A 14,328-nucleotide genomic window follows, 5' to 3' on the forward strand; every position below is an offset into this window, starting at 1 on the left:
GGGGGGGGGGGGGGGGTGGGGGGGGGGGGGGGGGGGGGGGGGGGGGGGGGGGGGGGGGGAGGGCCCCCCCCCCCCCGCGACCATCTCGTATGCCCCGCATCTCCGACCATAAGGCCGCGCGCCACTGCACCGGAGATGGATGCCCTGGACCTGACTTACAGGATGTTCGGTGTTGCAGCGGACCAGATTCCGCCGGTCAGGGTTGGGATTTCCTGGGGCTGAGCAGGTTTCAGTCTGCGCGCGAGAACACCGCCACCAGAAAGTCGGACTGGTCGGTGAATGGGCGTAGGTCCCATGTCGAAAGCTGCAAATCCACTGTGAGTCCGGCGTTCTCGGCGTCGGTCAGGAACTGTGGGAACTCGTAGCCGCGGTCGGCTCCGAAACCTGTGACCACCCGGCCGCCCGGAGCGAGGTTGCGGGCGAAACCGGCCAGCACCGCTCCTCGGGTGGAGGGCGCCAGAAATGTCATCACATTCCCCGCGCACACGATGACATCGAAGTCGGCGGTGATGTTGCGGGCCGGAAGGTCCAGTTCGGCGAGATCACCGACAATCCAGGTCGGGCCGGGATGGTCGTGCTCTGCGGCAGCGATCAAGACCGGATCGACATCGACGCCGACCACGACGTGACCCGCGTCGTGCAGGTAGCCACCCACACGCCCCGGACCACACCCCGCATCCAGGACCCGGCTACCGCGGTCGAGCATCGCGTCGATCAGGCGCGCCTCCCCGACGATATCCGCGCCCTCGGCCGCCAATCTCCGGAACCGCTCCACGTACCACTTCGAATGCGCAGGGTCGGCAGCGGTGAGCTCCTCCCAACGGCTGGGGGTACGTCCGTTCATGGATGGCTCCTCCTCGGTCGGGTCCGTGCCCGGTCCACTGTGCCACCGCCGCTCCGAGGCCAACCGGTCGGTCCCAGTTCCGCCTTCGACCCAGGCCGTCTCGCCCCTTGGACCCGGGCTGCGTCGTCACGATCGCGGGCCTGTGCCCCGGTGATCAGGCGTTGTCGGCCAGAGCGGCCAGGACCGCCGAGGTGTCGTGATAGTAGGGCCGGAATTCGGTGATCAGACCGTCCTGGAAGCTGATCCATTGCAGCAGCGAGGTTTCCAGTACCCGTCCGGTGCGGCGGGCACGCAGCCGGCCTCGGCTGTAGGCGACGACCCGTTCCCCTTCGCTGAGGAAGTGCTGCTCGTCGAACCACAGGCCGTCCCAGCTGTCTCCCATGGCGGCGAGGAATTCGCGTATGCCGTCGTGCCCGTGCCACTGCCCGCCGTAGGGCAGGCTCGAGGCCTGGTACATCACGACATCCGGCGCCAGATACCGAGCCATCTCCTCGAACTGGGCCCCCTCGGTGAGGTAGGCGGCCTCGGCCGCATAGAAGGCCCGCAGGGTGGTCATCGCATCGGTTGTCATGCTCACGATGGTCATCGACGCTCACCGCCCACGCTGGCGAGAATCGGCCGCGGTGTCGCGATGCCCGTGAGTGAATTCGCGGCGTGGTTACCGAATCCAGCTCCATAGCGATCCTCTCGCCACGCGGCGATCAACTGGGCTCCGAGCACACCGATGAAGCCCAGCGCCGCAACGACTATCGGTACCCACACCGAGACTTGCCCACCCATCGGCAGAACATAACAGCCCGGTGGTTCGGATACCGGTTCGCCGTCAGTGATCCGGTGGGGTGGGTCAACCCATGAGCATGTCGCGGTGGGTGTCCACCTGCTCGCGCAGCGCCTCGACGAGGGCGGCGACTTCGGGGCGGCGCAGGGTTTCCGGGCGCGCGACGAGCCAATAGGTCAGGCGCACAGAGATTTCCGGCAGCACGCGGGCCAGATCGGTGTGGCGGTCGGCCATGAAGCAGGGGAGCAGGCCCAGCCCGGCGGCCGCCCGGGTCGCCTCCACGTGCACGAAAACATTGGTGGAGGAGATGGATTCGCGCATGGCGGGCGCGAAGGTGGGCGCCAGGTCCAGGTCGTCGACCTGGAGCATGGAGTCGATGAAGTAGACGAGCGGGTGACGGGACAGGTCTTCAAGAGCTTCCGGGGCGGGGTGGTCGGCGAGATAGCCATGGGAGGCATAGAGCCCGAGCGTGTAGTCGCCCAGTGCGATGGCGCGGGCGCGGCGCAGTTGCGGTTTGCCCACCACCACTTCGATATCGAAGCCCGACCGCTGCAACGATGCCAGCCGGGTGGCGGTGACGATCTCGACCGACAGCCCGGGATGACGGCGCTGCATCCTCGCGATGGCGGGCGCGGCCACGTAGGCGCTGAACCCGTCGGTGGCCGACATGCGCACCACGCCTTCGAGTTCCGGGGTGTCGGAGGTCAGCGAGCGGACCGCGGATTCGATGGCCTCGGCCGCGGTGAGCGCCTCCCGGCCCAGATCGGTGAGCTCCCATCCGCTCGCACCGCGAATCAGCACCCGGCCGCCGAGCGCCTGCTCCAGCGCCGCGATGCGCCGCGAGATGGTCGTGTGGTTGATGCCCAGTTCCTCCGCCGCCGAGACGTAGCGGCCGGTGCGGCCCACCGCGAGCAGCACCAGCAGATCGTCGGGGCTGAGACGGGTTGTGGTGGAGGTCACGCTCATTTCTGCATTCTTGCAGATTATGGCTGCGGATCTGGTCATTGCCGGGCAGCCGAATGTGCACGAATACTCCTTGGCATCGAAGTATGTGGGACGCATCACAGATGAGGGGTGAGGCGGCCCGAGCGTGAAGGAGTTGCGCGATGAGCCTCCCGGATACCGAACCGGAAGCCCGCGGCGGCCTGGCCGGATTACGGCGCGTGGTCGCCGCGTCCATGGCGGGGACCGTGGTCGAGTGGTACGAATTCTTCCTCTACGGCACCGCGGCGACGCTGGTGTTCAACAAGGTGTTCTTCGCCAAGGGCACCAGCGACCTGGACGCCATCCTGGCGGCCTTCATCACCTACGCGGTCGGCTTCGCGGCACGGCCCTTGGGCGGCATCGTCTTCGGCCACTTCGGCGACCGGTACGGGCGCAAGAAGCTGTTGCAGCTGAGCTTGATCCTGGTCGGCGCGGCCACCTTCCTGATGGGCTGCCTGCCGACCTTCGGGCAAGTCGGCTATCTGGCCCCGGTACTGCTGGTGGTGCTGCGGTTCATCCAGGGCTTCGCGGTCGGCGGTGAGTGGGGCGGCGCGGTGCTGCTCGTCGCCGAGCACAGTCCGAGCCGCAGCCGCGCGTTCTGGGCGTCGTGGCCGCAGGCGGCGGTGCCGGTGGGCAATATGCTCGCCACCATCGTGCTGCTGGTGCTGACCTCGACACTGTCGGACGCGGCGTTCCTGTCCTGGGGCTGGCGGGTGGCCTTCTGGTTGTCGGCGGTGGTGGTCCTGATCGGCTACTACGTGCGCACCAAGATCACCGACGCGCCGATCTTCGTGGCCGCGCAACAGGTGGCCGAGCGGGAGAAGGCGAACTCCTTCAGTGCGCTCGAGGTGCTGAAGCGGTACCCGCGAGGTGTGTTCACCGCCATGGGACTTCGGTTCGGCGAGAACGTCTTCTATTATCTTGTGGTCACTTTCAGCATCACGTATCTGAAAGTCCATGTGGGAGCGAACACCAAGGTGATCCTGTGGTGGCTGCTCGCGGCGCATACCGTGCACTTCCTGGTCATCCCGCTGGTCGGACGGCTCAGCGATCGCATCGGGCGGCGGCCGGTCTACCTGGTCGGTGCCCTGGCCACAGCGACCTGGGGTTTCTTCGCCTTCCCGATGATGGACAGCAAGCACAACGCGGTTATCCTGTGCGCGGTCATCATCGGCCTGGTGTTCCACGCCTTCATGTACTCCGCGCAGCCGGCGATCATGGCCGAGATGTTCCCCACCCGTATGCGGTATTCCGGTGTGTCCCTGGGCTATCAGGTGACCTCGCTGGTGGCGGGGTCGCTCGCGCCCATCATCGCGGTGCGGCTGCTGGAGTCCTACAAATCCTCGGTGCCGATCGCCTGGTACCTGGCGGCGTCGGCGGCGGTGACCGTGGTGGCGGTGCTCTTCGCCCGCGAGACCAAGGGCGCGGACCTGGCGGACATCGACCGGGCCGACGCGGAAAGCCTGGCAGCGCAGCGCAATTCGACGCAAGTTAGTGCAGAGGTGAAGGTGGCATGACCGAGACGACCGGACCCCTGGGTGAACTGGCGGGACGCAGGGCACTGGTGACGGGCGGGGCGAGCGGGATCGGAGCGGCCTGCGCCCGCGAGCTCGCCGCCCATGGCGCGCAGGTGACCGTCGCCGATATCGACGGCGAAGGCGCGGAGAAGGTGGCCGCCGAATTCGGCGGGCGGACATGGCAGGTGGATCTGTCGGACGTGACCGCGCTGGAGGACCTCCGGCTGGAGGCCGACATCCTGGTGAACAATGCCGGAGTCCAGACCGTCAGCCCGATCACCGACTTCCCGCCGGAACGGTTCCGCATGATGCTGCGGCTCATGGTCGAGGCCCCGTTCCTGCTCACCCGCGCGGCCCTGCCGCACATGTACGCCCAGGGGTACGGCCGGATCATCAATCTCTCGTCGGTGCACGGGCTGCGGGCCTCGGCGTTCAAATCGGCCTATGTGACCGCAAAGCATGCGCTGGAAGGGCTGTCGAAGGTGACGGCTCTCGAGGGCGGGCCGCGCGGGGTGACCAGTAACTGCGTGAATCCGGGCTACGTGCGAACCCCGCTGGTGGACAAGCAGATCGCCGATCAGGCCACGACGCACGGCATCCCCGAGCAGCAGGTGGTGGAGCGGATCATGCTGACCGACAACGCGATCAAGCGGCTGGTGGAGCCGGAGGAGGTGGCCTCGCTGGTCGGCTGGCTCGCATCGGATGCCGCGCGGATGGTGACCGGGGCCTCCTACACCATGGACGGCGGGTGGAGCGCCCGATGACCGAGATCGCGGAGTTCGCGGCGGTGCCGCAGTGGGTGCCGGACGAGGAGGCTATCGCGGCGGCGCGGATCACCGACTTCGGTCGGTTTGTCGAGCGGCGCTACGGGATTCACACCGAGGACTACGCGGAGCTGTGGCGCTGGTCGGTGGACGACATCGCCGGATTCTGGCGGGCGGTGTGGGAGTACTTCGAGGTCGGCGAGGAGCCCGCCGAGGTGCTGGCTTCCAGCGACATGCCGGGGGCGCGGTGGTTCCCCGGCAGCCGGGTCAACTACGTCGACCAAATCATCCGGCACGCCCGTACCGACCGGCCCGCGATTATCGCGCTCAGCGAGGACAGCCCACTACGGGAACTTTCCTGGGCCGAAATGCTCTCCCGCACCGCGGTTCTGGCTCGCTCACTGCGCGAATTGGGTGTTGGTCGCGGCGACCGGGTGGCGGGCTACCTGCCGAACATTCCCGAAGCCGTGATCGCCTTCCTGGCCACCGCGAGTATCGGCGCCGTCTGGAGCGCGTGCGGACAGGACTACACGGCCGGGGCGGCGCTCGACCGCCTCGGCCAGCTCGAGCCGGTCGTGCTCATCACCGCCGATGGCTACCGCTACGGCGGCAAGGCGCACGACAAGATCGCCGAAATAGCCGCTCTCCGTAACGGTTTGCCCTCGTTGCGGGGGACCGTGCTGGTGTCGCGGCTCGGCCGAACGCTACCCGACGTCCTGGACTGGAACGACGCCACCGAGGATCAGTTCGCGCCGCAATCGCCCGCGTTCGCCACCGAGCCCGTCGATTTCGAGCATCCACTCTGGGTGCTCTACTCCTCCGGCACCACCGGCAAGCCCAAGGGCATCGTGCACGGCCACGGCGGCGTGCTGCTGGAGCATCTGAAGGCCCTTGCCCTGCACTCCGATATCGGGCCGGACGACACCTTCTTCTGGTACACCAGCCCCAGCTGGATGATGTGGAACTTCCAGGTCTCCGGGCTGCTCGCCGGCGCGACCATCGTCTGTTACGACGGCAGTCCGGGCCATCCCGCGCCGGATGCGCTGTGGGAGTTGGCCGCGCGCACCCGCGCCACGGTCCTGGGCACCAGCCCCGGGTACGTGCTGGCCTGTGAGAAGGCTGGCGCCCGTCCGGCGCTCGCCCACGATCTGCGCGCGCTGCGGCAGATCGGCGTCACCGGTGCGGCCTTCCCGGCATCCTCGTCGATGTGGTTGCGCGACAATGTCGGTGACGTTCCGGTCTCCTCGATCAGCGGTGGCACCGATGTGGTCTCGGCCTTCATGGGCGGCACCCCGACCGTGCCCGTCTGGCCCGGCGAGCTTTCCGGCCCGTATCTCGGGGTGGCCCTGGAAGCCTGGGACGAATCCGGTCACTCCGTCCACGATGCGGTGGGCGAGCTGATCGTCACTCAGCCGATGCCCTCCATGCCCGTCGCGTTCTGGAACGACCCCGACGGCGCCCGCTACCGCGACGCCTATTTCGACATGTACCCCGGCGTCTGGCGGCACGGCGACTGGATCACCCGCACACCGCACGGCAGCGTCATCGTGCACGGGCGGTCCGATTCCACCCTGAACCGCAACGGTATTCGCATGGGCAGCGCCGACATCTACGAGGTCGTCGAGGCGCTGCCGGAGATCGCCGAATCCCTGGTGCTGGGCATCGAACAGCCGGGTGGCGGCTATTGGATGCCCCTGTTCGTGGTGCTCGCCCCGGGACGCGAGCTCACCGACGAGCTGCGGCAGCGGATCGCTGCCACCATCCGGACCGCGCTGTCGCCCCGCCACGTCCCCGACGTGATCATCGCCGCCCCCGGCATCCCGCACACCCGCACCGGCAAGAAGCTCGAAGTCCCGCTCAAACGCCTGCTACAGGGCGCAGACCCCGGTCGCGTCGTCGACCCCGCCGCGGTCGACGACCCCGGCCTGCTGTCCTGGTATCTCGGGCAATCGCCTGCCTAGCTGACATAGCGATTCCGGGTCGGCGTGGGCGCGGCTCGGCCGAATACCGGCGCGCGCGACGTCAACTCACCGGCATACGAGGTCACCTCACCGGCTATATGAAGTGATGGGGATCGATGAGCTCACCGGGGTGGACGTGCCGATCTCGCCGACCGTGATGGTCACCGTCGCGCCGACGGCGACCGCGGTGCCCGCCGCCGGATTCTGGCCGACCACCTTGCCGACCTTCGCGGGATCGGTGACCTTCACGGTGGATTGCTGCACGGTTCCGTGCCAGCCGAGGGCTTGCAGCGTGGTGGTCACGGCCGCGGGTGTCAGATTGGTCAGGGTCGGCAGGGTGATGGTGGCCGCGCCGGTCGAGACGTACACGGTCACCGTGGAACCGACCGCCTTCACCGTGCCTGCTGCCGGGTCCAGTCCCACCACAGTCCCTTTCGCATGTTTGTCCTCGCGCTCGGCCTGCTGCACAACGAAGCCGTCCTTCTCCAACTGTGCCTTCGCCTGCGCGATCGCGGTGCCGACCACATCCGGCACCGCAATGGTTTTGGGTGGGTATGAAGTGATCGGAGACGTGTACGGCGTTGTGACCGGCGGGATCACGACCTGACTGATCGGAGTCGGTTCGGCATAGGCAACGGGCGATGTGGTTGTGACCGCCGGTGAGGTCGTCGTGGTCATTGGTGCGGTCGTCGCCATCGGTGTGAGGTCCTGGTGTTGATCGCCGATCCGCACCAGCAGGTACCCGACCGCCGCCAGGGCGACGACCAGGAGCAGCGCCATGAGAATCCGTAACCCGCTGCCGCGCTTGCCATGCACGGGCGTGCCGATGCCGATACCGATGGGGTCCCGCTCGACCCACTCGGACGGTCCGGGCTCGGATACCGGATGGGTAGGCGCAGGTGGCGGGCCGATCCGCGCGGGCCCGGTTGGGGACTCAGTTCGCGTAGGCATAGGGGCCGGAGCCCTTCGCGCGGACACCGGTGCCGGGCCGCTTCGAATGGGCATGGGTGTCGGGTCAGTTCGAGCGTGTCCAGTTGGGGACTCTGTACGCGCAGGCGCAGGCGCAGGCGCGGGAGCCGGAGAGGTTTGCGCGAGTATCGGTGTCGTGCCGGTTCGCGCGGGTGCCGGTGTCGGGTCGACTCGACTGGGCGCCGGTATCGGGCCGGTTCGATTGGGCATCGGGGTCGGTCCGGTTCGAGTAGACACCGTGGTGGTCGGTCCGGTGCCGGTGGGGGCCGGAGGGGTGGAGGGCGGGTGGGTGGAGACGGGATGGGTGGGGGCGGGCGCGGGCGGCAGGGTGGTGGCGGCCGGTCTGGGTTGCGTCGCAGCGGGTCTCGGTCCGCTGAGATCGATGGTGGCCGGTGGGGGCCCGGTCAGGGGTGGCGCGGGCTGGCGGAGGATCTGTTGCGCCGACCATGCCATCTGGGTGCAGGTGGTGAAGCGACGGCCGGGATCCTTGGCCATGGCGCGCGCGATGAGCTCATCGAAACCCCGTGGTAGACCGGGGTTTCGCTCCGACGGCACCGGCACTGCCTCGTACGCGTGTCCGTAGATGATCTGGCCGACGTTCTGTCCCGGGTACGGCGGCTGGCCGGTCAGCATGTGGTAAAGCGTGCAGCCCAGGGAATAGACGTCGGCGCGTCGATCGGCCTCGCCCGGCCGGGTCAGCCTCTCGGGGGCGGCGTACTGGAAGCTGGCCAGGATCTCGCCGCGCTGGGTCAGCTGCCTGCTCTCGTCGAGCGTCTTGGCGATGCCGAAGTCGGTGAGCAGCGCCCGTTCCGGCCGCCCGTCGGAGAGCAGGATGTTCGCCGGTTTCACATCCCGGTGCAGAATCCCGGTGTCGTGCGCGTGATCGAGCGCGGCGGCGGTCTCGGCGATGATTCGCACCGCCCGGGCCGGGTGCATGGCTCCCGGCCGTAGCGCCCGCGCCACATCGGTGCCGTCGACGAAGGTCATGGAGATCCACAGCCGGTCGTCCTCCTCGCCGCGCGCGTACACCGTCACGATGTTCGGATGCTGCAGCCGCGCAACGGTATCGGCTTCCCGCCGGAACCGCACCCGGTGCTGCGACTCGCCGCCGGGCAGCGTCAGTAGCTTCAGAGCCACGAATCGCGGCAGGTCCCGATCGCGCGCCTGATAGACCGCGCCCATCCCGCCGGCCCCCAGTTTCCGCAGGATCTGGTAGCCGGCGAAGACCTCGCCTGGTTCGAGCGTGCTCCCCACGGAGTGAATATCGCGCCACGCGCCCGCACCGAAACGTTCAGCGTGTCGGGCGCGGGTGGGCGGCCCCGCGACGATCGGGCGGGACCGCGGTAACCAGCGCTTCTCGCAGAGTGAACCCGGCATTCCGGTCACGCGAAACGCCGTTGGGGACGCGCGGGCGGCAATGACCTTGTAGTCTTTCACAATTCGGCCACCACGCTTGGCTAGTGTCGGGTGAGCCGTGCATCTGTCGATCAACAGAGAAGGGGATTGTCGGACGTGGACGTGGGAGCAGTGGCGGCGGCCGCGCAGTCGGGTCGCAGCAGCGAAGCCATCGTCGCCGACACCGAGAAGCAAGCCATCGATCTGCTGACCAATATCGGTCGCTACTACCAGGCCATGTACAACCTCGGTGACATCCGTTCGCCCGGAGCCGAATTGCGTGCTGCCTGCTCGAAGCTGCTCACGGTCGCGAATTGGCTGGACACCGCCCGGGACGAGCAGCTGACCGACGTGCCGGAGCCCGGCGAGTCGGCCGGGCCGTCGCAGGGACGCTCGCTGCCCCGGGTGGTGGCCGATTTCCTCGCCGAACACCCCGAGCAGACCTGGACCCCGGCGGAGGTGATCGCCGCGCTCCAGAGTCGCGGCGTGGAGCTGCCGATCAGCGCCCGCCACCACGTCGCGGTCGCGCTGGGGCGAATGGCGCAGCGCGACAACAGTAATGTCCGCAAACTCGATCGCGGGAAGTACCAGTACGCGGCGGACTCCGCGTAATCCGTCCCCGTCGGCTCACGCATGATCAACGGGTGAAAGAAAAGCATTTGGTGTACTGCCGGATCGAACGCGCCGGCACGATCCTGCTGATCCGCAGGGCCGTCGGGGTTTTCCTGGCCGGGCGGTGGGAGCTGCCGGGCGGTGGCGTCGAGCCGGGGGAGCGACCCGAGCAGGCCGCGGTACGCGAGGTCGCGGAGGAGACGGGCCTGACCATCGAGGTCCTCGGTGAGCGCTCGGCGCACGAGTGGATGGATGTGGCCGGCCGTCCGCTGCGGATTCACGCACGCGTCTTCGATGTGCGCGAAAACGGCAGTGGCGCGGTGATTCTCAACCCGGACGAGCACGACGACCATGCCTGGATCACGCCGGAGCAGGCCGCCGGGCTCGATCTCGCCGACCACTTCCGCGACGCGGTGGCCGGATGAAGCGATAGGAAATGCCGGACCAGCCGCTGCGAGATGCCGGATGACGCGCTAGGAGATGTAGGCGATGAGTTCGTCGACGTAGGCGCGGAAGAGGGTGGCCATGTCGACCGTGTCGGGATCCACCAGCCACTGCAACTGCAGGCCGTCCATCATGGCGAAGACCTGGCGGGCTATGGCCGCGGGGTCGATGTCCTTGCGGATGCTGCCGTCGTCGATGCCCGCCTGTAGCGCTCCGGCCAGGTAGTCCTGGAGCAGGCGGTAGCGGTTCAGCGCCCACTCGTGGGCAGGATGGTCGGCGGTGACCGCCTCGCTGGTGAGCACGGTGAACAGCCGGACCAGCCCGGGCACGTGCATATTGTGCTCGACCAGCTGGGCCAGGCGGACGAGTGCGTCCTTGCCGCGCAACTGCTGGTCGAATCCGAGGCGGTCGTAGTCGAGGCGGTCGCGGTAGTCGAGGACCGCCGACAGCAGCGCGGCCTTGTTCGGGAAGTAGTGCAGCAGCCCGGGCTGGGACAGGCCGCAGCGGTCGGCGATCTCGGCGATGGAGGCACTGCGATAGCCGTTGTCGGCGAAGGCTTTCAGTGCCTCGTCGATGATCTGCTCGCGACGGTCGTCGCCCCGTCTGCGGCGTCGGGGGTGGGGCGTCATGAGGTGGGACACTAGTCAACCTGGTTGATCAGGCAAAACCGGACCATGGTCACGAAGTGATAACAGTACCTAGTGGCCACTCGGTAAACTGGATTTCCACTGGCACACTCGTGCCAGCCGTACAGGGCAGTACGAGGGAAGGGATTGCCGATGAGTCAGGCCCCGATCATCACGCCGATCACGCTGCGCGGAGCGGCCGGGAAGCTGGCCGCATGGGAGGTCGAGCCGCCCGCCGGGATCGAGCGTCGCGGCACCGCGCTGCTGGTGCCGGGCTTCACCGGCTCCAAGGAGGACTTCGAGGAGATGCTGCCGCTGCTCGCGGCGGCCGGGTACCGGGCGGTCGCCTACGACCAGCGCGGTCAGTGGGAGTCCGAAGGGCCCGACGAGGTTTCGGGGTACACCCTGGCCGATTTCGTCGGCGACCTGCAGGGCGTGGTCGACCAGATCTCGCCGGCCGAGCCCATCCACCTGGTCGGGCATTCCTTCGGCGGTTACGTCGCCCGCGTCGCGGTGATCGAGCGTCCGCAGCGGTGCCGCAGCTTCACCCTGCTGGCGTCGGGGCCGTCCTCGGTCGCCGACATCGATTTCCCGCCGCCGCTGCTGGTCGCGCAGGCGGTGGAAGCCGGTGGGCAGGAGGTCATCTGGGAGCAGATGAACGCGGTCATGGCCCAGGCCGACCAGCAGCCCGCGCCGCAGCGCCGGGAGTTCCTGCGGGAGCGGATCCTGCGCACCAAGAAGGCCAACATCATCGGCATCCTGACCTGCATGGCCGAGCCGCCGGTGAAAGATCCGGCGATGCTGCGGGATTCGGGTGTGCCGCTGCTGGTCGCCTACGGCGACACCAATGACCTGTGGGCGCCCGAGGCGCACGAGCGGTTCGCGAAGCAGCTGAACGCGAAGACCGCCGTCTATCACGGCTCCGGCCATGTGCCGAACGAGGATGTGCCCGCGCAGGTCAGCGCGGACCTGGTGACCTTCTGGAAGGAGCAGGAATGACCGACGTCATCGACGACCTCCTCGGGAAGCTGGATCTTCCCGCCAAGATTCGCCTGATCTCGGGCGCGGGCTTCTTCCGCTTCGCGGGCGAACCGGGCATCGGGCTGGCCGAGATGCCGGTCTCCGACGGCCCGTCCGGCGTGCGCGGCGAGCAGTGGGACGAGCGCGACCCCTCGGTCAGCCTGCCCTCGGGCACCGCCCTGGCCGCCACCTGGGATCGCGACCTGCTCACCGAGATCGGCGCGCTCATCGCCGCCGAGGCCCGCCGCAAGGATGTGTACGCGGTGCTGGGGCCGACCATCAACCTGCACCGATCCCCGCTGGGCGGAAGGCATTTCGAATGCTTCTCCGAGGACCCGATGCTGACCGCCGAGATCGCCGACGCCTACGTGCGGGCGGTGCAGGCGCACGGGGTGAGCGCGTGCCCGAAACACTACGTCGCCAATGACTCCGAGACCGAGCGGTTCACCGCGAATGTGGTCGCGGACGAGCGGACCCTGCGGGAGCTGTACCTGTACCCGTTCGAGCGGTCCGTCGAGGCGGGCGCGTGGATGATCATGGCCGCCTACAACTCGGTCAACGGCGTCACCATGACCGAGAACGACCTGCTCGACGAACCGTTGAAGGGGGAGTGGGGCTTCGACGGCGTGGTGGTGTCGGACTGGACCGCGGTGCGCTCCACCCTCGGCGCGGCCAAGGGCAACGACCTGGCCATGCCCGGTCCGTGGGAGCTGTGGGGCGCGCCGCTGGAAGCGGCCGTCCGCAATGGCGAGGTGCCCGAGTCCGCGATCGACGAGAAGGTGCGGCGCATTCTGCGATTCGCCGTCCGGGTCGGCGCGTTGAACGGAACGCCCAAGCTCGTTCCGACCTTCAGCGACGAGGCATCGCAGCGCCTGGTGCGCGAGGCCGCGGCCAAGGCCATGGTGCTCGCCGCCAACGACGGCACCCTGCCGCTCGGTAAGCCCGCGCAGGTGGCGCTGCTCGGATCCGCCGCCGCCGAACCGCGTTTCATGGGCGGCGGCAGTGCGACCGTGATTCCGGCGCACACCACCTCCCCGCTGCAGGGGCTGTCGGAGGTGCTGCCGGTGGTCCACACACCGGGTGTGCACCTGAGCGAGAACATGATTCCGGTTCCGCTGGACCTGGTCACCGACCCCGAGACCGGTGAGCCGGGGTTGTCGCTGCGGTACCTCGACGGCGACGCCGTGCTGGATACCGAGCATCGGCGGGCGGGCAGCCTCATGCTCTTCGGCAACCCGAATGCCCTGCAGGCCAAGGCCATCGAGCTGCACGGACGACTGCGGGCGGACGTGGCGGGGGAGTGGCGCATCGGGTTCGCCGGTGTGGGCACCCTGACCCTGACACTGGACGGCGAGCAGGTGCTCGCGGAGACCGTGGTGCCCGCGGGCGCCGATCCGGTCGAGATGCTGCTGAATCCGCCGCAGCGGTTCGTGACCCGCACCCTCGCCGAGGGGCAGGAGGTCGACGTGCTGGTGCGCATGATGCCGGACAACGGCTTCCCTGCCCTGGGCATCACCTGCGCGGTCGGCCGTCCGCGCCGATCGGACGACGAAGAGTTCGCTGCCGCAGTCGAATTGGCGCGGACCTCCGAGGTGGCGGTGGTGGTCGTCGGCACGACCGAGCGGATCGAATCCGAAGGCTTCGACCGCACCACGCTGCGGCTGCCCGGCGGGCAGGACGATCTGGTCGCCGCGGTCGCCGCGGTGAACCCGCGCACCATCGTGGTGGTGAACTCCGGTTCGCCGGTGGAGATGCCGTGGCGCGACGACGTCGCGGCCGTGCTGCTGGCCTGGTTCCCCGGGCAGGAATTCGGCGCGGCGCTCGCCGACGTGCTCACCGGCGCCGCCGAACCCGGCGGCCGTCTGCCCACCACCTGGCCCGACACGATGGCCGACGTGCCCGTGCTCGACACCAAGCCCGCACCCGACAATGCGCTGCCCTACGGCGAGGGCATTCACATCGGCTACCGCGCCTGGCTGAAATCGGGTGTGGCCCCGGCCTATCCGTTCGGCCACGGTCTCGGCTACACCACCTGGGAGCTCGACGAACTGGCGGTGTCCGGCCGGACGGCGACCGTCACCGTCCGCAATACCGGTGACCGCCGGGGCCGTCAGGTCGTGCAGGCGTATCTGTCGCGCGAGCACAGCGACATCGACCGTCCGGTGCGGTGGCTGGCCGGATTCGCGGTGGTGGAGGCGAACCCGGGTGAATCCGTCACCGCCACCATCGACGTGCCCAAGCGCTCCTTCGAGCACTGGACCGATCAGGGCTGGGCCATCGAACCCGGGACCTTCACCCTGCACGTCGGCACCTCGGTGACCGCCCTCCCCCTCACCGCCGACATCGGCTGATCGCCTCACCGTCCCCTCCACCCGGACGACGCCCACCCGCGGCCTGCTGCCGCTGCTGTTCGC

At 68.6% G+C, this 14,328-nt stretch carries 13 protein-coding genes; 7 read left to right on the forward strand and 6 right to left on the reverse strand.

Annotation, left to right across the window (positions count from 1 at the left end):
- Positions 1 to 229: 229 nt before the first annotated feature.
- The 4 genes from ACFXN1_RS17580 to ACFXN1_RS17595 form a co-directional block, all read right to left on the reverse strand.
- Positions 230 to 844, reverse strand: coding sequence for a class I SAM-dependent methyltransferase (locus ACFXN1_RS17580; protein WP_379404308.1), 615 nt, complete (start codon positions 842 to 844; stop codon positions 230 to 232).
- Between the two features lie 154 nt (positions 845 to 998).
- On the reverse strand, positions 999 to 1,415 hold the full coding sequence (locus ACFXN1_RS17585; RefSeq protein WP_379404306.1) for a nuclear transport factor 2 family protein: 417 nt from the start codon (positions 1,413 to 1,415) through the stop codon (positions 999 to 1,001).
- Positions 1,416 to 1,426: 11 nt separating this feature from the next.
- A complete protein-coding gene (locus tag ACFXN1_RS17590; protein ID WP_379446029.1) occupies positions 1,427 to 1,624 on the reverse strand; it encodes a hypothetical protein in 198 nt (65 codons plus the stop codon).
- Positions 1,625 to 1,688: 64 nt separating this feature from the next.
- Positions 1,689 to 2,588 (reverse strand): LysR family transcriptional regulator, encoded by a 900-nt coding sequence (locus ACFXN1_RS17595; protein WP_379446028.1) that lies wholly within the window; start codon positions 2,586 to 2,588, stop codon positions 1,689 to 1,691.
- A gap of 140 nt (positions 2,589 to 2,728) precedes the next feature.
- On the opposite strand from ACFXN1_RS17595, the gene ACFXN1_RS17600 reads away from it, so the two are divergent.
- From ACFXN1_RS17600 to ACFXN1_RS17610, 3 genes are read left to right on the forward strand one after another with little or no spacing between them, the layout of a single operon-like run.
- Positions 2,729 to 4,123: an MFS transporter gene (locus ACFXN1_RS17600; RefSeq protein ID WP_379446027.1), complete on the forward strand. Its 1,395-nt coding sequence runs from the start codon at positions 2,729 to 2,731 to the stop codon at positions 4,121 to 4,123.
- 17 nt (positions 4,124 to 4,140) lie between these two features.
- Complete coding sequence (locus ACFXN1_RS17605; protein WP_379446031.1) at positions 4,141 to 4,887, forward strand: 3-hydroxybutyrate dehydrogenase; 747 nt, start codon at positions 4,141 to 4,143, stop codon at positions 4,885 to 4,887.
- Entirely contained in the window at positions 4,884 to 6,848 is a 1,965-nt protein-coding gene (locus ACFXN1_RS17610; protein WP_379446025.1) for an acetoacetate--CoA ligase, read from the forward strand. The genes ACFXN1_RS17605 and ACFXN1_RS17610 overlap by 4 nt, the downstream gene beginning before the upstream one ends.
- An 87-nt stretch (positions 6,849 to 6,935) precedes the next feature.
- Here the strand turns inward: ACFXN1_RS17610 and ACFXN1_RS17615 are convergent, their stop codons facing one another.
- Positions 6,936 to 9,071 carry a protein kinase gene (locus ACFXN1_RS17615; RefSeq protein WP_379446024.1) on the reverse strand — a complete coding sequence of 712 codons (2,136 nt, stop codon included), beginning with the start codon at positions 9,069 to 9,071 and terminating at the stop codon, positions 6,936 to 6,938.
- A 258-nt stretch (positions 9,072 to 9,329) separates the two neighbouring features.
- Between ACFXN1_RS17615 and ACFXN1_RS17620 the strand changes: the two genes are divergently transcribed.
- Together ACFXN1_RS17620 and ACFXN1_RS17625 are read left to right on the forward strand one after the other, a co-directional pair.
- Positions 9,330 to 9,824, forward strand: coding sequence for a hypothetical protein (locus tag ACFXN1_RS17620; protein ID WP_379404298.1), 495 nt, complete (start codon positions 9,330 to 9,332; stop codon positions 9,822 to 9,824).
- A gap of 32 nt (positions 9,825 to 9,856) precedes the next feature.
- Positions 9,857 to 10,249: an NUDIX hydrolase gene (locus ACFXN1_RS17625; protein ID WP_379446023.1), complete on the forward strand. Its 393-nt coding sequence runs from the start codon at positions 9,857 to 9,859 to the stop codon at positions 10,247 to 10,249.
- Between the two features lie 48 nt (positions 10,250 to 10,297).
- Here the strand turns inward: ACFXN1_RS17625 and ACFXN1_RS17630 are convergent, their stop codons facing one another.
- On the reverse strand, positions 10,298 to 10,897 hold the full coding sequence (locus tag ACFXN1_RS17630) for a TetR/AcrR family transcriptional regulator (protein WP_354843674.1): 600 nt from the start codon (positions 10,895 to 10,897) through the stop codon (positions 10,298 to 10,300).
- A gap of 150 nt (positions 10,898 to 11,047) precedes the next feature.
- Between ACFXN1_RS17630 and ACFXN1_RS17635 the strand changes: the two genes are divergently transcribed.
- A complete protein-coding gene (locus ACFXN1_RS17635; RefSeq protein WP_379463629.1) occupies positions 11,048 to 11,893 on the forward strand; it encodes an alpha/beta fold hydrolase in 846 nt (281 codons plus the stop codon).
- Complete coding sequence (locus ACFXN1_RS17640; protein WP_379439729.1) at positions 11,890 to 14,265, forward strand: beta-glucosidase; 2,376 nt, start codon at positions 11,890 to 11,892, stop codon at positions 14,263 to 14,265. The genes ACFXN1_RS17635 and ACFXN1_RS17640 overlap by 4 nt, the downstream gene beginning before the upstream one ends.
- Positions 14,266 to 14,328 lie beyond the last annotated feature (63 nt).

Origin of the sequence: Nocardia sp. NPDC059154 (assembly GCF_042755705.1) — a bacterium.
In the GTDB taxonomy this organism is placed as follows: Bacteria; Actinomycetota; Actinomycetes; order Mycobacteriales; family Mycobacteriaceae; genus Nocardia.